This is a genomic window from Cellulomonas humilata (assembly GCF_013359775.1).
Classification (GTDB): Bacteria; Actinomycetota; Actinomycetes; order Actinomycetales; family Cellulomonadaceae; genus Cellulomonas; species Cellulomonas humilata.
On sequence record NZ_JABMCI010000070.1, the window covers coordinates 513,959 to 533,147 of the forward strand.

Below are 19,189 nucleotides of genomic sequence, written 5' to 3' on the forward strand. Positions count from 1 at the left end.
GTCAGGCGGCCAGGTGGAACGTGCTGGCGAAGCGGTCGAGGAGCTCACCCCGCCCGCGCAGCACCTCGACCACGCCGGTCGCGATCGCGCGGTCCGGGGCGAGCTCGCCGGAGATGATCCGGCGGATGTCCGGGCCTGCGGCGAACGCGACGTCGACCGGTCCGTCACCCCGCGTCACGTCGAGGGTGGACCCGTCCACGCGGACGACCAGCTCGGCTGGACCGAACCGCGCCCCGTAGGCGGTCGCCGGCAGGGTCACCGCCACCTCCGGCCGGAACGCGGTGCGCAGGGCCATCGTCATCGAGTCGGGGGTGATGATCTGCTCGTCGCGCGGGTCGCCCATGGCCTTGAAGCCCCAGGCGCCGAGCGCGAGCACGACGGGCTCGAGCTCGTGGCCGTAGGGCGTCAGCTCGTAGATGACGATGCGTGAGCGCGGCGCCCGCCGGATGATGCCGGCGGCCTGCAGCTCCTTGAGCCGTGCGGCCAGGATGTTGGTCGGGATGCGGGGGAGCCCTGCGGCCAGCTCCCCGTAGCGGCGCGGCCCGACCAGCAGGTCCCGCACGATGAGCAGCGCCCAGCGCTCTCCGACGAGCTCCAGGGCCTGCGTGAGGCCGCAGTACTGCCCGTACTCGCGTGCAGCCATCGGCCTCAGGCCTGCTGGTCCGCGAGCGCCTCGGTGCCCTGTGTGGCGGCGGCCGGGTCGAACCAGCCGAACTCGAGGATGTTGCCGTCGGGGTCGGTGAGCTGACGCTGGTACATGAAGCCGTAGTCGGAGGCGGGTCGCTCCTCCAGCCCGCCCGCGACGAGCCCGTCGGTGACCCTCGCGTCGACCGCCTCCCGGGTGTCGAGGAAGACGACGGTCGACACCGACGGGTTCATCGCCGGGTCGCCGAGCGGCTTGTCGGTGAAGGTCTGGAAGAACTCGCGCAGCAGGACCATGAGGTAGCTGTGGTCCTGCTCGACGACGAAGCACGCGGCGTTGTGATCGGACATCTGCGGGTTGAGGGCGAATCCGACCCCTGTGTAGAACGCCTTCGCGCGCTCCAGGTCGGTCACGGGCAGGTTGACGAACATCGCGGTCATGGTGCTGCCTCTCGTGGGTCTGGTTCGTGGCGGTACCGACACTTGCAAAAAACAAGTGGACCGTCAAGACCCAGGATCGTCGATCACGTGCCGGAGGTAGCGACGCGGGTCGTCCAGGAACCCGCGGTACCTCTGCACCAGCTCCAGCTCGTCCCAGTCGCAGCGTCGTAGGCCCCAGTCGCCGACCTCGTAGATCGTCGCGCCTGGGATCGCCGCCAGCACCGGCGAGTGCGTCGACAGCAGCACCTGCGACGGCGTCGTGCGCACCAGCGTGGTCAGGTGCGAGACCAGGGCGAGGCACCCGGTGAACGAGAGCGCGGACTCGGGCTCGTCGAGCAGGAACAGACCGGGGTACCGCGGCTTCATGCGTTCGGTGACCAGCGCGAGGAACGACTCGCCGTGCGACATCTCGTGGAACACCGGCTCCGGCCCGCGGCCGGGGTTGTCCTCGAGGTACGAGTAGAACGAGTGCATCGTCTCCGCGCGCAGGAAGAACCCGCCCCGCGGGGCGCCGATCTCGCGCTCCAGCCGCAGGTACCGCCACAGCTCGGACTCGGACCGGCGGGTGGCGTGCCTCGACCCGGTCGAGCCGCCCTCGGCCCCCAGCCCGAACATCATGGCGACGGCCTCGACGAGCGTGGACTTCCCGGCCCCGTTGTCGCCGACGAGCACCGTGACCTGGTCAAGGGCCCAGCCCTCGCGCAGCACCTGGGCGACGGCGGGCACCTGCGTGAACCAGGCGTCGCGCGGAACGGGCTCCTGGTCCTGCACCCGCACGGCGCGCACGGGCAGGGGGCTCATCGGGCAACCTCACCACATGCGAGGGTCTCGTGAAGGGCTCGTCCTGATCGCATCCGACCGCGATGATCGGGTCGCGCGGCGTGTCCGGACGCCAGGGTGGACAGCGGAAGGGGGCACCGTGATCGCCTGGCTGAACCACCTCGTGGACCTCGTGGAGGAGAACCTCACCGAGGAGCTCGACGTCGACGGCCTCGCGACCGCGCTGGGCACCACCGAGTACCACCTGCGCCGCATGTTCTCCACGCTGGCCGGGATGCCGCTGTCGGAGTACGTGCGCCGCCGGCGGATGACCGTCGCCGCGGCGGACGTCGTCAGCGGGTCCGCGGACCTGCTGGGTATCGCCGTGCGCTACGGCTACGGCTCGGCGGAGGCCTTCGGGCGGGCGTTCCAGTCGGTGCACGGCGTCAGTCCGGGCCAGGCCCGGCGCGACGGTGGACCCCTCCGCACCCAGCCTCTGCTGAGGTTCCGCCTGACCGTCGAAGGAGCACTGCCCATGGACGTCCGACTCGTCTCCCGACCCGCGTTCCGCCTCGCCGGGCACGCCACCCGTGTCCCGCTCGTGCACCACGGGGTCAACACCGCCATCCAGCAGCACGTCACCTCGCTGGCCCCGCAGGAGCATGCGCGGTTGAAGGCGTTGGGTGACGCGGAACCGCACGGCCTGCTCTCCGTGAGCACCGACCTCGACCCGGACCGCCGGGAGGGCACGGAGCTCACCTACCTGCACGGGGTGGCGGTGACGGACGCCGTGGAGGTCCCCGTCGACCTCGACGTCATCGGCGTCGACGCCGGCTCGTGGGCCGTCTTCCGCGCGGCGGGTCCCTACCCGGACACCCTGCAGGCGGTGTGGGCGGCGACGGCGAGCGAGTGGTTCCCGTCGAACCCGTGGCGCCTGCGACCCGGGCCCGAGGTGGTCGCGGTACTCGAGCGCGCCGACGACTTCAGCACCGCCACGGTCGAGCTCTGGCTGCCGGTCGAAGCCGGATCGTGAGCCGGCGTCGACATGATCAGGCACGCTGTCCCCCATGAACCCGCGCCTTCGCGACGGACTCCTCGGGGCGGCGGCCGCCGTCCTCGTGATGGTGCTCGCCGTGTGGATCTTCGTGTGGTCGATCAGCGACCCGGCGCAGGGCGGTGCCGCAGCGCCCTCGACGCAGGGGCCGAGCCCGAGCGCCGGGGGCAGCGGCGAACCGCCCTCCGACCTCGACCCCGCCGAGATGTGGCTCGACGACCTCGTGCTCGACGCCGGAACCGTCGTCTTGCCGGACTCGACCCTGCGCGACGTCACCGTCACCGCCCAGGGCGTGCGGACCGGACCCGACGGGCTCGTCGCGAGCGAGATGGTCGTCGACGCCACGGTGCCGTTCGAGGTCGTGGCCGCCGAGATCGGCGAGGACGTCACGGTGCGGTCCGGCGGGTCGTCGGAGGCAGTCGTCGAGCGCACGGTCGAGGTCGGCGGCCGCAGCTTCGACGTCGTCGCGACAGGAGAGGTCGAGGTCGTCGCCGGTCGGATCGTCGTCGAGCCGACAGCCATCGACATCGGCGGCCCCTCGTTCCTCGCCGGCCTCCTCGGGACGGTCGTGCGCGGGCTCGTCACCATCGAGCACGAGGTCGAGGGCCTGCCCGAGGGGCTCGTGCTCCAGGACGTCGTCGTCCAGGACGACGGCTTCCGAGCGCACCTGAGCGGCGAGGACGTCCGCCTCGTCTTCCCCGCCTCGTCGTGACGCGGTGGTGAGGGCGGCCAGGTGAGGTTCGGGCCAGACCCTTGCGGTGGGGCGCCCGGGACCACCACCATCGGGGCCGCGGCTGGCACGGTGCCGGCAGCTCGACCTCCGGAGCGTCCCCATGTCGCAGAACCCCGTCCCCGCACGTCCGACCGCGGCATTCGTCGGCGCGTCCTGGGTCGCCCTCATCATCGCGATCGGCGCCTTCGGCATCGGACTGTGGAACGCGGAGCTGGTCCCGTCGGAGAAGGGCTTCCTCGGCACGCTGCTGCTGCTCGGTCTGTTCTCCGCGATCGCGGTGCAGAAGTCGGTCCGGGACAGGGCCGAGGGCATTCCCGTGACCGCGATCTTCCTCGGCCTGTCGTGGGCCATGGTCCTGACCTCCCTCGTGCTGGTGACCGCGGGCCTGGCCGACGCTCCGCTGGAGCTGTCGGAGAAGGGCTTCTTCGGCCTGGGCTTCGCGATGGCGCTGTTCTCCGTGGTCGCCGTCCAGAAGAACGTCCGCGACCTGGCCGCCGCCGGCCCCGCACCCGCGGCGCCCAAGGCGCCCGTCGAGCCGGACGTCAAGGCGACCGTCTGGCAGTGAGGCTTGCCTGTCACGTTCGCCAGACCGAACAATCGACGTGTGGGACAGCCCGTGACCCTCGTTGATCGCGTGCCGACGCCGGCGGAGCACCGGCGCCTGGCGGAGGCGGTCGGCTGGTCGCACGCCTTCGACTGGGCCACCGTGGCCGCCTCGCTCACCGGGTCCCGGTTGGGGGTCGTGGCGCTGGTCGACGACGAGGTCGTCGGGATGGGCCGCGTCGTCGGCGACGGCGCGCTGTACTTCTACATCCAGGACGTCGCGGTCCTGCCGGCGCACCAAGGCACGGGACTCGGCCGCGCGATCCTGCGGCGGCTGCTCGACCAGATCGCCGACTCAGCGCCGGCGCCCGCGTTCGTCGGGCTCTTCGCGACGACCGACGGCGATGCGCTCTACCGGTCGGAGGGGTTCACGACCGGAGACATGCAGGGGATGTTCCGGCTCGTGCCGCGCACGTAGCCGGGCCTACTGCCCGACGGTGTCCCCGAGGTGCGCGAGCGAGTTCATCGCGACGACCGGCCCGGCGACGAGGACGAAGAGAGCCACGGCGAGCGCGGCTCCCGCCAGCACCCAGGCGATCGGCGTGAGCGTGTGTGCCCCGCGGAACGTCGCGTTCCGGTAGTCGCGCGCCGCCCGGACGCAGAGGAACACGGCCCCCGCCACCCCGACGTACCAGATCGTGTCCGCGCCGTGCATCGCGATGCCGATCGCGCCGGTCACCAGGAGGACGACGAGGGCGATGCCGAACATCGTGAAGCCCCGGCGGCGCAGCCTGAACGCGTCGTCGAGCCGATTGCGCTGGTACTCCGCGCCCTCGACGACGTGGTCGGCGAGGTTGAGGGACTGCCCGATGCGCCCGGAGGGGACGCTGCCGAACGTCGGGGCCGACGCGGTGACAGCGACCGGCACCGGGACCTGCGCGGCGGTCGGCGTCGTGTGCTCGGTCCACGCGGAACCGTCGAACCAGCGCAGCACACCGCGGGTGGCGCCGTCGTCGTACCAGCCTGCGGCGGGGAGCGAGCTCATCCGTCGATCGTCCCAGTGCGCCGCGGGCACCCCGCGAGTTCCGAGCCGATTCACCCGGATGCGGCGACGACCGATCAGCCTTTGCGCAGCAGCTCGTCCGTCTGGGCGTCGGGCATCAGCTCCCGGACCTCCTGCGCGCAGCGGCATCCGGCGGCGATCTTGGCGGCCCACGCCAGCGCCTCCTCGCGCGTGGCGACGTCGACGACCGCGAACCCCCCGATGACCTCCTTGGTCTCCGGGAAGGGGCCGTCGGTGACCATCCCGTCCGTGCCGACGATGCTCGCCCGCTGCCTCTCGAGCCCGCCGGCGAACACCCACACCCCGGCGTCCGCGGCCTCCTGGATCACCGCGTGCGAGGCCTTGCCCACGTCACCCCAGTCCCCGTCGGGGATGTGGTCCATCGCGCCCTCGTTGAACGAGATCAAGTACCGCGGCATCGCATGACTCCCTTGCTCTCGGCAGCCGGCTCCGGCCGCCTCTCACCTGTTCCACGAACGACACGCCCCGGATCCGACACTGTGCCAGGTAGTCCATCGCGCCGCCGCGCCGATGCGTCCCCGAGGCGCGGGCGGTGCTGCCCCTTCGGTCGCGGCAAGGTCGATAGCCTGCGCCGATGAGGACGGCGGGGTGGGTGTCGCGACTGCGCGGCAGGCTGGATCTCAGCGTCGCCGCAGTCGTGTTCACGGTGCCCGAGAGGCGACTACGGGAGATGGACACCGCCACAGGGCCGTGCGTACCCACAGGCAACCGCCAGCGTGCCCTGGCAGGAGCGCTGCGCCAGGAGTACGGCGAGCTCCCGCGGCACACCGCGGCGCTGTACACCGTGCTGACCGGCCTGCCGCCGGAGGGGGCGATGGCGATCGTGGATCGGCAGGGTGACGGGACCCTGCACCGGTGCACCGACGCCTTCGTCGACGCCATGGCCGACGAGCAGGAGCTGCTGCACGGCCTTCTCGACGAGGATCTCGCGGACGGCGACGAGGACCGGACCCGGCTCGCCGCCAGAGTCGACGAGCTCGAGCGTGCGTGGCTCGCCGCCACGGGCTGGCCCCGCGACCTCGTCTCCCTCAGCGGCCGGCTCGCCAGGATGGAGTGGGCGCGTCTCGCGCGAGAGCGGGGCCACCCTCTCTACGCCTGGCACGGTCCCAGCCGGCGGATGTATGTCGCCGTGCCGAGCCGCGCCACATCCCCCTGACGATCCACGGCCTCGGGAGCGGAGTCCACAGCTAGTGTCGTCGGCTGTGCGGATCTACCAGGCGGGATCGTCGATCCAGCGGTTCGAGGTGGTGCACCGGCGGGTCTGGATGCAGCATCCGGTGACTGTCGTGTCCGACGACGGCCACACCTTGGCCGTCCGCCTCGATCCCGGCTCTCGGTTCACGTTCCCCGCGCACCCCTTCGGTCCGCATCCGTGGAGCGTGCACTCCGCCTGGGGGTCGACCGTGGTCCTCCAGCTGCACCGGGCCGGCGACCACTACGGGGTCTGGAAGTTCTTCGACCCCGCGGGGACCTTCCTGCACTGGTACGTCAACTTCGAGGCGCCGATCGTGCGCGGTGCCGAGGGATTCGAGACCGACGACCACGGCCTGGACCTGATCGTCCACCCCGACGGTCGGCGAGAGTGGAAGGACGTGGCCGACCTGCACTGGCAGCGCGTCACGGGACGGATCGACGAGGCCACCGTCGGACTCGTGCTGGCTGCGGCTGCCGACGTCACCGGGCAGCTGGACTCGAGCTCGCCCTGGTGGGCGGCGTGGAACGGATGGACCCCGTGACCACGCCCCGACACGAACCGGCCGGGTACGACTGCCCCTTCTGCCTGCTCCAGCGCGGTGTCTACGACGAGTACAACCAACCCACCGACATCGTGGCGACCACGGAGCTGGCCCTCGCCCGCATCTCGCCCAAGTGGTGGCCGGCCAACCCCGGAGGGGCGTTGGTGATCCCCCGCGAGCACCACGAGAACCTCTACGAGCTCCCCAGAGCGGTGGGTCACGGGGTGTGGGACCTGGTCCAGGAGGTCGCAGTCGCGATGCGCACGGCCTACGCCTGTGACGGCATCTCGATCCGGCAGCACAACGAGCCGGCGGGCGACCAGGACGTGTGGCATCTCCATGTCCATGTCTTCCCGCGCCATCATGGCGACCGTCTGTACGAGCAGAACCGCGAAGCGCGGTGGATCGCCGTCGGCGAGCGCACCCGGTACGCCGGCGCGCTGGCGTCCGAGCTGGACCGTCGACCTGCGTCTTCGTAGGTCTGCGGCGACGGACCTGGTCAGGCGCGCTCCGCCAGCAGCGCGCTGTGCCAGCGGTCAAGCCGGGCGGGGTTGGGGCGAGTCTCAGTGTGTCGGACCACGAACCCCGCACTCTCGAGGCGTCGCGTCAGCTCGTCGACCGGCCACGAGTAGGCCGTCGCCACCGAGTGCGGGAACGGCTCGAGCCGCTCGCTGACGAAGCACCCGAGGAGAAGCGTGCCGTCGTCCCGCAGGCAGCGTCGGAGCTCCCGCAGGACTGCGGGCACTCGTGCAGGCTCGAGATGGATCAGCGAGTACCAGGCCAGGATCCCGGCGGCCGCCTGGTCGGGCAGGCCGAGGTCGTCGAGCCGAGCCACCCGGTAGGACACCGTCGGGAAGCGTGTGCGGGCCAGCTCGACGAACGCCGGGACCAGATCGACACCCTCGACCTCGGCACCCCGCTCCTGGAGAAAGTGGGTCCAGTGCCCGGGACCGCAGCCGGCGTCGACGATCGGGCCAGGGCACTGCGCGGCCCAGTCGGAGATGAGCTGGACGTCGAGAGGGTTCATCGCCGAGAGGGAGCCGAGCGCCGCCGCGTACTCGTCTGCCCGCTCCGAGTACGCCGTCCGCACGGCGTCGTCCGTCGATGCCGCCGGCACTCCGCCTCGTGGTGGGTCGTGGGGCGAGACAGGCACGGGGAGAGCATGGCACCCGCGGACGACGTGCTGCTCAGACGGCGGCGAGCGGCTGCTCCTTGCGTGCGGCACCGTTCGTGGCGTCGAGCGGCGCGTTCGCCTCGAGGACCTCGCGGTACGGGCGCAGGTGCGTGAACAGCTCGTCCTTCAGGGGGTTGCGACGCCGGGTCACGATGACGCGCACCTGGTAGACCGCGACCGCGACGTTGGCGAGGAGCGACAGGGCCGAGACGACGAAGAGGGCGCCCTCGTCGTGCGAGGACTGGACGGCGAACTGGGAGGACGTGACGAACGTCGGGACCGCCATCGTGAACATCATCCACAGGGCGAGCGTGTGCGCGCGGTGCTGGAGCCAGGCGCCCTTCTTGAGGAAGAACGCGGGGATCGTGCAGGAGATCAGCAGCGCCGCACCGGCGTAGAACGCGTGGTCGCCGACGCAGTTGTAGACGTACGCGAAGTTCCACAGGTCGTACGCGACGATCCAGAACCAGAGCATGTCGGGCCAGACCATGTCCTTGGACCTGTCGCGCGACACGATGATCCCGACCCAGCCGCAGATGGTGAGCGCGTTGAGGATGCCGGCGATCCCGTTCATGTAGTTCCAGACGCCGCCGACCATGAACACGCCGTCGTGCATGCCCTGCAGGCCCGCCACCTGGAAGTCACGGATGACCGCCTCGCAGATGTTGAGCGCGAGGATCAGCGCGGGGAAGAGCAGCATCCAGCGGTTCGTGGAGAGTCGCCTGACGTACCGGAGCGCCATGAAGCCGAGGCAGCCGGCAAGTGCGGAGTAGACCTTCACCCAGTGGAACCAGGTGCCGGTCGACGACCCCTCGCCGGCGGTCGTCGGCCAGACGAACACGGTCAGGACCAGGGGCAGCGCGACGAAGAACGCGATGCCGGCCCACTTCCAGCGGCGGGTGACCTCGTTGAGGGCGATGAGGGCGCCGAGGACGACGAACCACATCGCCCACGACTGCCAGCTGATGGTGTCGAACAGGAACATCGCGACCTCCTCGCGGACCGCCCGTGGCCGGCACGGCCCCCGGGGTTGCTCGACGGTAGGAACGCTGCCCCCCAGCGGGCACTGGACACCGAGCGGGATGTGTCCAGCGAGCGGCTAGCGGGGGCGTCGCCGGACGCGGTGCCGGTCGTCCATTGGGACCTTCGACCTACGGCAACCAGGGGTGGGCGGACCGTTGATGGGGGAGTGAGCCACGAGCGACGTCAGGACGCGCGACGCACGGACGCGCGCGACGCCCTCGCGACGGCGCTCAAGACACGGCTCCGGTCCGAGCCGCTGGCCAGGGTCACGGTCACGCACCTGACGCAGGACTGCGGGCTGACCCGGCAGGCGTTCTACTACCACTTCCACGACGTGCCGGAGCTCGCCGCGTGGGTGTTCGAGACCGAGGTCGCGGAGCAGGTGCGCGTGTCGGCCCATCACGACGCGTGGGCGGACGGGCTGGTGCGCCTGATGGGGTACCTGCGGGACAACCGGTCGTCGACGACCGCGGTCCTCGACGGGCTGGGCCGAGCAGGGCTGGAGCGCTTCCTGTTCTGGCAGATGAGGCCGGTGACCGCAGCCGTGGTGGAGGAGGTCGGCGGCGGGGGTCCGGCGAGCCCGGCCGACCGCGCGCTGGTCGTCGACTTCTACACGTCGGCCGTGCTGGCGGTGCTGCTGCGGTGGGTCTCGGACGGGATGGTCGGGGACCCGTACCGGCTCGTCGGCGACGTGGAGCTGATGCTGCACGGCTCCGTGCGGGAGTCCGTCGCGCGGTTGGACGCCCGGGCGCGCGCCCCGCACGGCCGCGCGTAGCCGCTCAGGCCCCTCGCGCTACGAAAGCGCTGGACGACGGCGCGAGGCTGGTGGCGTGGACCAGAGGGCGGCTGTGCTCGCGGAGCTCCAGGCGATCGTCGGAGACGATCTGCTGGGGCTCTACCTCTACGGGTCGTCGGTGGCCGGGGGCCTGCGCCCCGCGAGCGACGTGGATCTTCTCGGTGTGACCCGAACCTCGCTGCACCGGTCGAGCCGAGCGCGTCTGGCGGGCCGGATACGGGCGATCTCCGGGAGCCGGGGCAACGGCCGCTCTCTCGAGCTGACCGTCGTCGTGCAGTCGCAGGTGACCCCGTGGCGCTACCCGCCGACCGCGGACTTCGTGTACGGGGACTGGCTGGGGGACTCGTTCGCCGAGCCCACGGTGACCGGACCTGCGGCGACGCCGAACCTCGCCATCGAGATCACCCAGGTGCTCGGGGCCGGACACGTCGTGGCCGGCCCGTCGGCCTCGGAGCTCCTGGACCCCGTGCCGCCCGGCGATGTCGCTCGCGCTTGTCGCGACTGCATCCCTGGGCTGCTGGCCGACCTCGACGGAGACGAGCGCAACGTCATCCTCACGTGTGCCCGCATCTGGTGCACCCTCGAGTCGGGGGAGATCCGCTCGAAGGACCAGGCGGCGGACTGGGCGCTGCCGCGGTTGTCCGCCGACCTTCGTCCGGTCCTCCAGCACGCGCGTGACCTGTACCTCACCACCACGTACGAGGACGAGACGTGGCCTTCCGGGATGCGAGGGCAGTCACGTGAGCTGGTGGAACGCATCGTGGCCCAGCTCCCGTGAGCGGGCAGCCTCGGTCGTGACCTGGCACGCACGAGGCGACCGGGAGACGACGCACGTCTCACGTATCCCGTCCGGTCGGGAGAGAATGGGTGACAGCAACCCTTGTCGCGACTAGGAGTCACCGTGCCCGAAGGAACTGTCCGTTGGTTCGACGCCGAGCGGGGGTTCGGCTTCCTCTACCTCGGGGACGGGGCCGACGACCTGTTCGTGCACGCGTCCGAGATCGTCGGCAACGACGACGTCCTCCGCGAGGGGCAGGTCGTCGAGTTCGAGCTGGGCGAGGGCGACCGCGGCCCGCAGGCCCGCCGCGTCCGGATCACCGGCGACCACGCCCCGGACGCACTCCTGGGGGTGCTCGGCACGGTCTCCTGGTACGAGCCGGGCAAGGGCTACGGCTTCATCACGCCCGATGGTGGGGGTGCGGAGATCTTCGTGCACAGCTCGGCCATCGTGGGCGGCGGCGTGATCTCGGACGGGCAGCGGGTGGCGTTCCTGGTGGTCGAGGGCGACAAGGGGCCGCAGGCGGACCACCTGCTGCCGCTCGGCGCAGAGGCGACCGGGCGGCCTCGCGCGTCCGACGGGGCGGACGGCACCGTGTCCTGGTACGACGGCGAGAAGGGCTTCGGGTTCGTCACCCCGGACTCGGGCGCCGAGGACCTCTTCGTCCACGTCCGGGCGCTGCCCGCGGGAGTGAGCGAGCTGTCCGAGGGCGATCGCGTGACCTACGACGTCGGCACGAGCGAGAAGGGCCTCCAGGCCCGCAACATCAGGCTCGTCCAGGGTGCACCCGCGGAGTCGGGTCGCAGTCGATCCGGCCCGCCGAGGGAGTCCGGCGGGCCTGTGCGTGGCGGCGAGGGCGTGGTCGCGCGCTACGACGCCGAGCGCGGCTTCGGCTTCATCACCCCGGATGCGGGGGGTGCGGACCTGTTCGTGCACGTGTCGGTGGTGCGGGGTGCCGACGCGCTGGAAGAGGGCGACCGGGTGCGGTACCAGGTGCGCCAGAGCGATCGGGGCCCGCAGGCCGACGGCGTCGAACGGGTGTGAACCGGCCCTAGAGGACCGCCTCGACGACCTTGCGGATGGCGAAGTCGCCGCTTCGGACCTCGACCTCCTCGCGGGCGACCAGGACGGCTGAGTCGTGGTCGATGCGGTAGGAGACGTCCCGCGTGTCCGGCAGGAGGACCAGCTCGGAGTCGCTGCGGCCGTCGCAGCGCAGCTGCCGCTCGAGGTCCGCGATCCTGCGATGGAGAGCCTCGTCGACGTCGACCCCGTAGCCATCGGCCGGTGCAGCCTCGACGGCGCCCACCACAGAGACGGTCCGGTCGGAGACGCTGCACACGGTGCCCCCCGCGTCGAGCGTGACGCTCACGTGACCGTCGTGACCTCGAGCCATCGGAGTCCCGTCGAACACCTGCCGGAAGTGGGCGGTGAAGTCGGCGATCGCGGTCTCGGTCTGGTCACCGTCCTGGCTCGCGCCGCCGTGCTCGGTGACCGTGACGGCGTCGAGGACCAGCTCGGTGTCCAGCTCCAGAGACCGGACCGTCCGCTCGGCGATGTCCCTCGCGGCGTCCACGTCGATCGGTCGGGCGTAGCGGTCCGGCTCGGCCAGGAACGCCTCGTAGGTTCCGTCCGGCGACAGGACGAGGCGTGGGCCGACGAGGGCGTCGCCACCGTCGTCCCGGTGCTCGGGATCGGGCGACGCCGCGGACGCGATCCACGGCCGGAGCCCGAACCGGTCGCCCAGGTTCCGCGCGGCCTCGTCGTCGACGGGCCGGCGCTCCACCGAGAGGCGCATCGGTGACGGCGGCACCGTGATCGTGATGACGACCTCGATCACCGTCGGGCCGGCCCATCTCCACCAGTACCAGTTGTCGGAGACGGCACCGCCGTGGAACAGGCGCTCGTTCCAGAGCCGGTCCTGTGCCTCGTCGGCGGTCGCGCCGCAGGCGGTCGACGACGGGCGGTGGTTCGTCAGGGTCGAGAACGCCGCGTCCTGCCACGACTGGCTGAACGACTTCCCCTTGTTCCACTCCCGGAAGAACCCGGCGCCGAGCCCACCGACGTCATAGGTGAGCCCGTCGAAACCGAAGATCATCCGCGCGCCCTTGTTCGGTTCCGCCCAGGTGCGCCAGGGGTTCTGGCCCCCCTGCATCTCGAGCGAGTGGCAGCCGTGGAGCATCAGGTAGCGCAGTCGCTGGTCGCCGAACGACATCCGCGTGGACTCAGCCAGGAAGGTGTTGTCCCAGGTGCGGCCCATCGCGGCGACGTAGCGGCCGTCCGCCGCCATACCCATGTGCGTGTACGTGTGGAGCACCCGGACGGAGTCCATGCCGAGGCTGTCCTGCCAGTTGTCGTACTCCCGGTTGAACCGCCACTCGCGCACGTCGTCGTCCTGCGCGTGGAAGTTGACCCCGCTGAACTGCCGGACGTAGTCGAGGAATGCCTTCACGTCTCCGTGCGGCGTGCTCAGCGCCGCGTCTCCGTTCGGGAACGCCTGCACCGAGACGCCTGCGTACATGTTGTCGGCCACTGTTCTCCCCTGGTGGTGCGTGGTCCGCACGGTGCGGGCTGCACAGGAGAAGAGCGCGACCAACGGGGGGTGATACCTCGGCTCGCCGCGTGGACGAGTGCCTGGCTACGCAAGCCGACATCCGTCGGGACGTCGTGGTCAGGAACCCATGATGGCGGTGATGATGCCCTGCTGGGTCACCGTCGCGGAGCTCCGGTCGAACAGCGCGAACCCGTACTGGCCGTTGTAGCCGTTGTCCCAGTAGGCCGTGGCCGCGCCGTACTTCTTCGCCGTCGCGACGAGGGTGCGGGCGTAGTCGGCGCGATACCTGTTGTTCGTCGAGTCGAACGCCGTCTTGTCGATCGAGCCGTACTCCCCGATGAACACCGGGTACCCGTTCACCACGAACTTGTCGTGCATCTTCTTCAGCTGGGCGTCCATGAAGTCCTGCTGACCCCAGGTCGACTTCTTCGACGCAGTGGTCGCATTCGGCCCCCACTGCGTGATGGTGCCGTCCTCGGTGCCGGTGAAGTCCCACGGGTCGTAGTAGTGGGCGGAGATCATGAGGCGCTTCTCGTTGCTGGGCACGGCTGACGACCGGTACTGGTCGGTCGGCACGACGAAGCCGTAGCTGCCGGCGGTGTAGTCGATGTTGGTGTTCCAGCCCGGCACCAGCAGCCACCGGGAGGTGTTGTTGCCGCCGGTCTGGCGCACCGTGTCGACGAAGATCTGGTTGTACGCGTTGATGTTGGAGTAGCACGGCTGGGTCGGGTTGCCGTACTGCCCGTCGAAGTTCTCGTTCATGGACTCGAGGATCAGGCGTCCGCCGTAGCCCTGGAACTTCGACGCCACCTGCTGCCAGACCTTCTGGTACTTGGCCTTGATCGTGTCCTGCGAGGACGCGTCGCAGATGAGCCAGGCCCCGCTGACGCTCTTGTAGCCGTCGCCGTGCATGTTGATGATCACGTACAGCCCGCGGTCGTAGGCCAGGTTCACGACCTCCTGGATCCGGCCCAGCCAGGCGGAGTCGACGGTGTAGTTCGGTGCGGAGCCGATCTTGCCGAGGTAGGAGACCGGGATCCGGATCGTCGTGAAGCCGGCGGCCTTGACCCGGTCGATCAGGGCGGACGTCACGACCGGGTTGCCCCACGCCGTCTCGCTGGGGATGCCGTTGACGTTGGCCTCCAGCTGGTTGCCCAGGTTCCAGCCCTTGCCCAGGCCGGCGATGAGCTGCGCGGCGTTGCCCGTGACCGGGCCGGTGGTCGGCGAGGGCGTCGGCGTGGGGGTCGGCGTGGTCGTCGGCCTCGGTGACTGGGACGGCGTGGCCGACGGCGACGTCGTCGGCGTGCTGCTCGGAGTGACCGGGCTCCCGGTGCACGCGACACCGTTGAGCGTGAACGCGCTCGGCTTGGGGTTGGTGCCGGAGTACGTGCCGTTGAAGCCGAACGACGCGCTGCCGTTGGTGGCGATGGATCCGTTCCACGCGGCGTTGCGCACCGACACCGCCGCCCCGGACTGGGTGACGGAGCCGTTCCACAGCTGGCTGACGGTCTGCCCGGCGCCGAAGGAGAAGCGGAGGTCCCATGCGGTGATCGGGTCGCCCAGGTTGGTCACCTGCACGTTCGCGCCGAAGCCGGTCTGCCACTGGTTGGTCACCGCGTAGTCGACACGGCAGCCGGCAGCGGCGCTCGCCTGGCTGGTGACAGCGACGGATCCGGCAACGGCGACCAGGGCCGCTGTGGCCATGGTCAGCACCTTGCGTAGTGAGAGCACGGGGGCATCCCTCTCAGGAACGGCAGCGTCCATGGGTCGTGGCGACCCTGGCTACGGAGGGGCAAGCCCACCAGACAGTCGTCGGCCACGCAGCCATGTGAAGCGATTCACACCGCCCCTGAGGAGCAGATCAGAGGAACCCGAGTCGACACGGAGTGCGGCTGCTCTCGAGCCGGTTCGACCTGGGCGACTTCGGTCACCTCACCGGTGGTGCCTGCCGCAGCCCGGCTTGACCGGACCCAGCGCCGAGTTCACCGCGGCCGTGTAGGCCCTGTAGCCCTCGACTGTCGGGTGGAACGCTCCGGGGTCGGTCGGGCCCAGGATCCACGCGTCCGGCGAGTTCGCACCGTGGCCGTCGAATCGCGTACGAACGTCCACGAACTGGAAGCCTGCGCGGTCGGCCGCGGCAGCGATCACCGCGTCGAGGGTGTCCGCGGAGGCGTTGAGAGTGCTGAGCTCTGCCGACGAGGCAGCGAGGTAGGCGCCGTACTCGGGCGAGAACAGCCGCGGATAGCCGGCCACCACGACGTGGGCGTTCGGGGCGGCTGCGGCGACCTGGGCATACACCGTGTCGAGCAGGGCCGGCAGCTGGCCCGTGGTCCGGGTGTCGACGAGGGCGACCGTGCCTGCGCACTGGGCGTCGGTGCCGCCGAGGCAGGCGGCGACCGCGCTCGACCAGCCGATGTCGTTGCCGCCGATGGTCAAGGTGACCAGGTCCGTGTCGGCGTCCAGCGCGGCGAGCTGGCCCCCGGTGACCAGCGAGGTCGTGGTGGCGCCCGCGCAGGCGACGAAGTCGTCGAGCCGCAGGCGGTGGCGCCCGTCGAGCTGCACGGCGTAGGCGCTCTGCGAGCGGCCGCACTCGGCGTAGGGCGGGACGCCGTACCCGGAGGCGTACGAGTCCCCGAGGGCGTCGTAGACGACGCGCGACGCGGCGGCGGGCGCAGCGCTCGCGACGGAGCCGACGGAGCCGACAAGGGCGAGCGCCGCGATCAGGGCCAGGACCGCGGACCGCATCGTCCGCAACGAGCGCTTCATCTTCGCACCGTAGCCACATCGCCCGAAGCGTGCCGAACGAGACGCCGTACTCCCGACGGTCGATCGTCCGGCTCCGGCCGCCTCATACCGGACGGCCGGTGCGTCGCCCTCCCTTCGTGGAAGCTCGAGCGCCGCACCGGCCCAGGTTCGGATCCGGATGATCGTCAGCTGGTCAACGGCTCGTCCTCGTCTGTGGTGTCGGCCCGCAACTGCGACGGGTCCACGATCCACTCGTACGTGACCGGCCCGTCCAGCGTGTAGTCGACGGTGCCCCACGCGTTGCTCAGTCGGCTCACGTCCGGCGTCACCTTGAGCTCGATCTGCACGCGTGCCGGGTCGCTCGGGATCAGGAATCGGAAGAGCGACAGCTCGGGGTCCCACGTGAGCGCCGGGTAGGCCTGCCCGTTGATGGTCACCGTGGCGTCGGCAAGGGTCAGCGCCGCCGAGTCCTCGGGGCTGTCCGGGTCCAGGGTGAGTCCGAGGAACCGCTGCCCCTCCGGCGCCCACTCCTGCGCCACCGAGCTGAACGCCTGCGCGGCGATCGCGGCCGAGGTGGAGTAGGCCCTGCTCCACGATCCGTTCGACCAGCCGGACGTCTCTCCGTCAGCCTCGACCTCGCGCGGGAACATGAGCTCGGCGTCGGCGCCGCCTGCGAAGTCCTTCTGCAGCAGCTCGGACCGTCCGTCGTCCTCGATCTCGGCCGTGAGGAGCGAGATGGCCTGCGCCGCGCCGCCGATCGCTGCAACGAGCGAGACGTCGGCGGCACCCTTCGGCACCGAGATGCATAGCGAGGCCGTCGCCCCGTCGGCCGTGGCACCAGCCAGGACCTCTTGAGCGGCATCGCCGGCCGGCTGGCCGTCGACCCGGAGCTCATACGCCAGCTCGTTGGTCGAGCGCGCGTCGTCGACGACGGTCAGGTCGGCGAAGACGAACCGCTGCCCGTCCGCCGGGCGCAAGTACGTGCCGTCGACGACGACGTAGTCCGCAGTCCCGAGGGGCAGGACCGTCACGGTCGAGCCGGGCGTGGTGAGCGCGCCGCTCTCGCCGGCTTCCTCGGTGCGGAACTGGTCACCGCGGGCGGCGAACTCGCCGTCGGCTGGATCCAGCGACGCGAGCCACGTGTCGTAGTCCTCGGTGACCGCCTTCGCGCGACTCTCGAGCCACTTCTTGGCTTTGTCCACGTTCTCGATACCCGGCCAGTCGTTTCCCGAGCTGTCCCGCGTGTAGAGGGCGACGTAGTACTTCTCGCCCTTGGCGCGCACCAGGTCCCCCTCGGGCTTCTTCTCGGAGACGACGAGATCGATCGTGTCGTCGTACTGCGAGGTGTATTCGCAGGTGCCGTTGGCGGAACCGTCCGGGGCGTACTCCAGTTCGAGCGACAGCCCGAGCCGCGACGCCACCTGCTTCGGCTCGCCGTAGAACTGCTCGCACGCGCTTGTCAGGGTGTCCGACTGCGCGCGCGTGATCTCGTTGAAACCGATCGCCGAGCCGTCGCCGTCGCTGGCGCACGCGCTCAACGACAGGGCTGCACCAGCACCGAGCACGGCGCTCAGGACGGTCCACGTGGTCTTCATCTGCAACATTCCTCCGGCGATCTGGCGCGGGCGATCCGCAATCCGTCGAGGAACCTAACCGCGACCCGGGGAGGCCATGATCAAGTTGCGGGTGAAAATTGCCCGAGGCACACGACCAACTCCATGTCACGTCAGGAGGTTCGTCGCGTACCGGGCGGCAGGCCCCGACCGGAGGTGTGGAGCTCATCAGAATCGTCCGACACCCAGCTCGCTGACCAGCGACTGGACAAGCAGGTGAGACCGCTCGCGTCTCAACCACTTGCCCGAATCTCACCGCCGCCGGCGACGGTAGTCGCGAGCTCGTGCTCGTCCTCCCACGCCTGCAGCGTCCGGATCCGCACGGCGCACATCGTGGCGGCGACGGCGAACAGTCCGCCCGCGACGGCGAACGGCACCAGGTATCCCACGTGCGCCGCGAGCAGGCCGCCGGCGACGGCACCCACGGTCAGACCGATCAGGCCGAGCAGCCGGCTCACCGAGCCGACCCGGCCCATCATCGCCGCGGGCGTCGCCTTCTGCCGGACCGAGGCGGCCATGACGTTCCACACCACCGCGTGCGCGATGTAGGTCGCGAGCGCGATCGCGACGACGACGACGTTGGTGGTCTGCGAGATGACGAGGAACGACACCGCACCGACGCTCAAGGCCGCCACGATCGTCCAGCCGTACCCGAGCCGGGCGCGCAGCCGGGTGGCGACGACGGAGCCGAGCAGCCCGCCGAGCGCGGAGAACGACAGCAGGAACCCGTAGCCGGCCGCGCTCAGGCCCAGCTCGTCTGTGGCGTACAGGACGAGGTAGGAGAACGGGATCATGTACGCGACGGAGGCGATGGCGCCCACGACGACGAGCAGGCGCACGACCTGGTGGCGCCACGTCCACACCGCACCCTCGCGGATCGCGGCGAGGACACCGGTAGAGCCCTGGGCGCCCTCGTCCGGCGCGACGACGTAGGAACTCCGCAGCCGGCAGTACGCGAACCCGGCGACGAGGTAGGCCGCAGCCGTGAGCGACGACGGCGCGAACGCCGCAGCCGCGAACACGAACCCGCCCAGCGGCGGCCCGACGAACTCGTCCAGCACCGTCTGCGTGCCGGCGATCTGCGAGTTCGCGCGGTCGAGGCCGGCCGGTTCGACCGCCTGCGGCAGGACCGCGAAGGCGGCGCTGTCGGACACCGTCTCGACGATGCCCAGGAACGCGTACACGGCGTACAGCACGACGAGCGGCGCCGCACCAGTCGCCACGAGGACCGCCAGCACCGCGAACATCGCCGCCCGCGAGAAGTTGGCCAGGTAGAGCAGCCGGCGTCGGTCGACCCGGTCGATCAGCACGCCGATGCCGAGCACGGAGAGCACCCGTGGCGCGGAGTACGCCACTGCGAGCGCTGCGATCGCGAGCGGGCTGTCCGTGAGCGTCGCCGCGAGCAAGGGCAGCGCGATGAAGGTGATGCCGTCCGCCAGGTTCGACGACGCGTTCCCGAACCAGATCCGGTGGTACTCATGCCCGAGCGTCGTCACCGTGCCCCTTCCGCAGGCTCT

General features: G+C 70.7%; 22 protein-coding genes. 10 read left to right on the top strand and 12 right to left on the bottom strand.

Going from position 1 to position 19,189, the window contains the following annotated elements:
* Position 1 precedes the first annotated feature (1 nt).
* From HP550_RS19595 to HP550_RS19605, 3 genes are all read right to left on the bottom strand, one after another.
* The gene (locus HP550_RS19595) at positions 2-643 is read right to left on the bottom strand and encodes a winged helix-turn-helix transcriptional regulator (protein WP_175349326.1); all 642 of its coding nucleotides are present in this window, start codon (positions 641-643) and stop codon (positions 2-4) included.
* Positions 644-648: 5 nt separating this feature from the next.
* Positions 649-1,083, bottom strand: a complete 435-nt coding sequence (locus tag HP550_RS19600; protein ID WP_175349327.1) for a VOC family protein — start codon at positions 1,081-1,083, stop codon at positions 649-651.
* A gap of 63 nt (positions 1,084-1,146) precedes the next feature.
* A complete protein-coding gene (locus tag HP550_RS19605) occupies positions 1,147-1,884 on the bottom strand; it encodes an AAA family ATPase (RefSeq protein ID WP_175349328.1) in 738 nt (245 codons plus the stop codon).
* A gap of 118 nt (positions 1,885-2,002) precedes the next feature.
* Between HP550_RS19605 and HP550_RS19610 the strand changes: the two genes are divergently transcribed.
* The 4 genes from HP550_RS19610 to HP550_RS19625 all read left to right on the top strand — a co-directional run bounded on the left by HP550_RS19610 (position 2,003) and on the right by HP550_RS19625 (position 4,650).
* Positions 2,003-2,875, top strand: a complete 873-nt coding sequence (locus HP550_RS19610; RefSeq protein WP_175349329.1) for a GyrI-like domain-containing protein — start codon at positions 2,003-2,005, stop codon at positions 2,873-2,875.
* Positions 2,876-2,909: 34 nt separating this feature from the next.
* A complete protein-coding gene (locus tag HP550_RS19615) occupies positions 2,910-3,608 on the top strand; it encodes an LmeA family phospholipid-binding protein (RefSeq protein WP_175349330.1) in 699 nt (232 codons plus the stop codon).
* A gap of 121 nt (positions 3,609-3,729) precedes the next feature.
* Complete coding sequence (gene yiaA, locus HP550_RS19620; protein WP_175349331.1) at positions 3,730-4,194, top strand: inner membrane protein YiaA; 465 nt, start codon at positions 3,730-3,732, stop codon at positions 4,192-4,194.
* Positions 4,195-4,233: 39 nt separating this feature from the next.
* Positions 4,234-4,650, top strand: coding sequence for a GNAT family N-acetyltransferase (locus tag HP550_RS19625; protein WP_175349332.1), 417 nt, complete (start codon positions 4,234-4,236; stop codon positions 4,648-4,650).
* A gap of 6 nt (positions 4,651-4,656) precedes the next feature.
* On the opposite strand, the gene HP550_RS22010 is transcribed toward HP550_RS19625, so the two are convergent.
* Both HP550_RS22010 and HP550_RS19635 read right to left on the bottom strand, forming a co-directional pair.
* Positions 4,657-5,217 carry a DUF2510 domain-containing protein gene (locus HP550_RS22010; RefSeq protein ID WP_210768275.1) on the bottom strand — a complete coding sequence of 187 codons (561 nt, stop codon included), beginning with the start codon at positions 5,215-5,217 and terminating at the stop codon, positions 4,657-4,659.
* Positions 5,218-5,291: 74 nt separating this feature from the next.
* Entirely contained in the window at positions 5,292-5,654 is a 363-nt protein-coding gene (locus HP550_RS19635; protein WP_175349333.1) for a YciI family protein, read from the bottom strand.
* Between the two features lie 176 nt (positions 5,655-5,830).
* On the opposite strand from HP550_RS19635, the gene HP550_RS19640 reads away from it, so the two are divergent.
* Genes HP550_RS19640 through HP550_RS19650 form a run of 3 tightly spaced genes read left to right on the top strand, consistent with a single transcriptional unit; the run spans position 5,831 to position 7,471 of the window.
* Entirely contained in the window at positions 5,831-6,412 is a 582-nt protein-coding gene (locus tag HP550_RS19640; RefSeq protein ID WP_175349334.1) for a hypothetical protein, read from the top strand.
* Positions 6,413-6,458: 46 nt separating this feature from the next.
* A complete protein-coding gene (locus HP550_RS19645; RefSeq protein WP_175349335.1) occupies positions 6,459-6,992 on the top strand; it encodes a DUF402 domain-containing protein in 534 nt (177 codons plus the stop codon).
* Entirely contained in the window at positions 6,989-7,471 is a 483-nt protein-coding gene (locus HP550_RS19650; RefSeq protein WP_343048283.1) for an HIT family protein, read from the top strand. Before HP550_RS19645 ends, HP550_RS19650 begins: the two co-directional genes overlap by 4 nt.
* A gap of 20 nt (positions 7,472-7,491) precedes the next feature.
* Here the strand turns inward: HP550_RS19650 and HP550_RS19655 are convergent, their stop codons facing one another.
* Together HP550_RS19655 and HP550_RS19660 are read right to left on the bottom strand one after the other, a co-directional pair.
* Positions 7,492-8,145: a class I SAM-dependent DNA methyltransferase gene (locus HP550_RS19655; RefSeq protein ID WP_343048284.1), complete on the bottom strand. Its 654-nt coding sequence runs from the start codon at positions 8,143-8,145 to the stop codon at positions 7,492-7,494.
* A gap of 34 nt (positions 8,146-8,179) precedes the next feature.
* The gene (locus HP550_RS19660; protein ID WP_175349337.1) at positions 8,180-9,151 is read right to left on the bottom strand and encodes a DUF5692 family protein; all 972 of its coding nucleotides are present in this window, start codon (positions 9,149-9,151) and stop codon (positions 8,180-8,182) included.
* A gap of 204 nt (positions 9,152-9,355) precedes the next feature.
* Between HP550_RS19660 and HP550_RS22810 the strand changes: the two genes are divergently transcribed.
* The 3 genes from HP550_RS22810 to HP550_RS22815 all read left to right on the top strand — a co-directional run bounded on the left by HP550_RS22810 (position 9,356) and on the right by HP550_RS22815 (position 11,807).
* Positions 9,356-9,964, top strand: coding sequence for a TetR/AcrR family transcriptional regulator C-terminal domain-containing protein (locus HP550_RS22810; RefSeq protein WP_175349338.1), 609 nt, complete (start codon positions 9,356-9,358; stop codon positions 9,962-9,964).
* A 55-nt stretch (positions 9,965-10,019) separates the two neighbouring features.
* Entirely contained in the window at positions 10,020-10,763 is a 744-nt protein-coding gene (locus tag HP550_RS23135) for an aminoglycoside adenylyltransferase domain-containing protein (RefSeq protein ID WP_210768276.1), read from the top strand.
* A 123-nt stretch (positions 10,764-10,886) separates the two neighbouring features.
* A complete protein-coding gene (locus HP550_RS22815; protein ID WP_175349339.1) occupies positions 10,887-11,807 on the top strand; it encodes a cold shock domain-containing protein in 921 nt (306 codons plus the stop codon).
* Between the two features lie 7 nt (positions 11,808-11,814).
* On the opposite strand, the gene HP550_RS19680 is transcribed toward HP550_RS22815, so the two are convergent.
* The 5 genes from HP550_RS19680 to HP550_RS19700 form a co-directional block, all read right to left on the bottom strand.
* Positions 11,815-13,293 carry a DUF6345 domain-containing protein gene (locus HP550_RS19680; RefSeq protein ID WP_175349340.1) on the bottom strand — a complete coding sequence of 493 codons (1,479 nt, stop codon included), beginning with the start codon at positions 13,291-13,293 and terminating at the stop codon, positions 11,815-11,817.
* Between the two features lie 138 nt (positions 13,294-13,431).
* Entirely contained in the window at positions 13,432-15,018 is a 1,587-nt protein-coding gene (locus tag HP550_RS19685) for a cellulase family glycosylhydrolase (protein ID WP_175349341.1), read from the bottom strand.
* A 228-nt stretch (positions 15,019-15,246) separates the two neighbouring features.
* Complete coding sequence (locus HP550_RS19690; protein ID WP_175349342.1) at positions 15,247-16,080, bottom strand: SGNH/GDSL hydrolase family protein; 834 nt, start codon at positions 16,078-16,080, stop codon at positions 15,247-15,249.
* A 164-nt stretch (positions 16,081-16,244) separates the two neighbouring features.
* Positions 16,245-17,654, bottom strand: a complete 1,410-nt coding sequence (locus tag HP550_RS19695) for a hypothetical protein (RefSeq protein ID WP_175349343.1) — start codon at positions 17,652-17,654, stop codon at positions 16,245-16,247.
* Positions 17,655-17,905: 251 nt separating this feature from the next.
* On the bottom strand, positions 17,906-19,168 hold the full coding sequence (locus HP550_RS19700; protein WP_175349344.1) for an MFS transporter: 1,263 nt from the start codon (positions 19,166-19,168) through the stop codon (positions 17,906-17,908).
* Positions 19,169-19,189 lie beyond the last annotated feature (21 nt).

Coding starts and splice junctions, on each gene's coding strand:
- HP550_RS19690 (WP_175349342.1), bottom strand. CDS start 16,080: ATGAAGCGCTCGTTGCGGACGATGCGGTCCGCGGTCCTGGCCCTGATC.
- HP550_RS19595 (WP_175349326.1), bottom strand. CDS start 643: ATGGCTGCACGCGAGTACGGGCAGTACTGCGGCCTCACGCAGGCCCTG.
- HP550_RS19615 (WP_175349330.1), top strand. CDS start 2,910: ATGAACCCGCGCCTTCGCGACGGACTCCTCGGGGCGGCGGCCGCCGTC.
- HP550_RS19685 (WP_175349341.1), bottom strand. CDS start 15,018: ATGGCCACAGCGGCCCTGGTCGCCGTTGCCGGATCCGTCGCTGTCACC.
- HP550_RS19600 (WP_175349327.1), bottom strand. CDS start 1,083: ATGACCGCGATGTTCGTCAACCTGCCCGTGACCGACCTGGAGCGCGCG.
- HP550_RS19635 (WP_175349333.1), bottom strand. CDS start 5,654: ATGCCGCGGTACTTGATCTCGTTCAACGAGGGCGCGATGGACCACATC.
- HP550_RS19660 (WP_175349337.1), bottom strand. CDS start 9,151: ATGTTCCTGTTCGACACCATCAGCTGGCAGTCGTGGGCGATGTGGTTC.
- HP550_RS22010 (WP_210768275.1), bottom strand. CDS start 5,217: ATGAGCTCGCTCCCCGCCGCAGGCTGGTACGACGACGGCGCCACCCGC.
- HP550_RS19605 (WP_175349328.1), bottom strand. CDS start 1,884: ATGAGCCCCCTGCCCGTGCGCGCCGTGCGGGTGCAGGACCAGGAGCCC.
- yiaA (WP_175349331.1), top strand. CDS start 3,730: ATGTCGCAGAACCCCGTCCCCGCACGTCCGACCGCGGCATTCGTCGGC.
- HP550_RS19640 (WP_175349334.1), top strand. CDS start 5,831: ATGAGGACGGCGGGGTGGGTGTCGCGACTGCGCGGCAGGCTGGATCTC.
- HP550_RS19695 (WP_175349343.1), bottom strand. CDS start 17,654: ATGAAGACCACGTGGACCGTCCTGAGCGCCGTGCTCGGTGCTGGTGCA.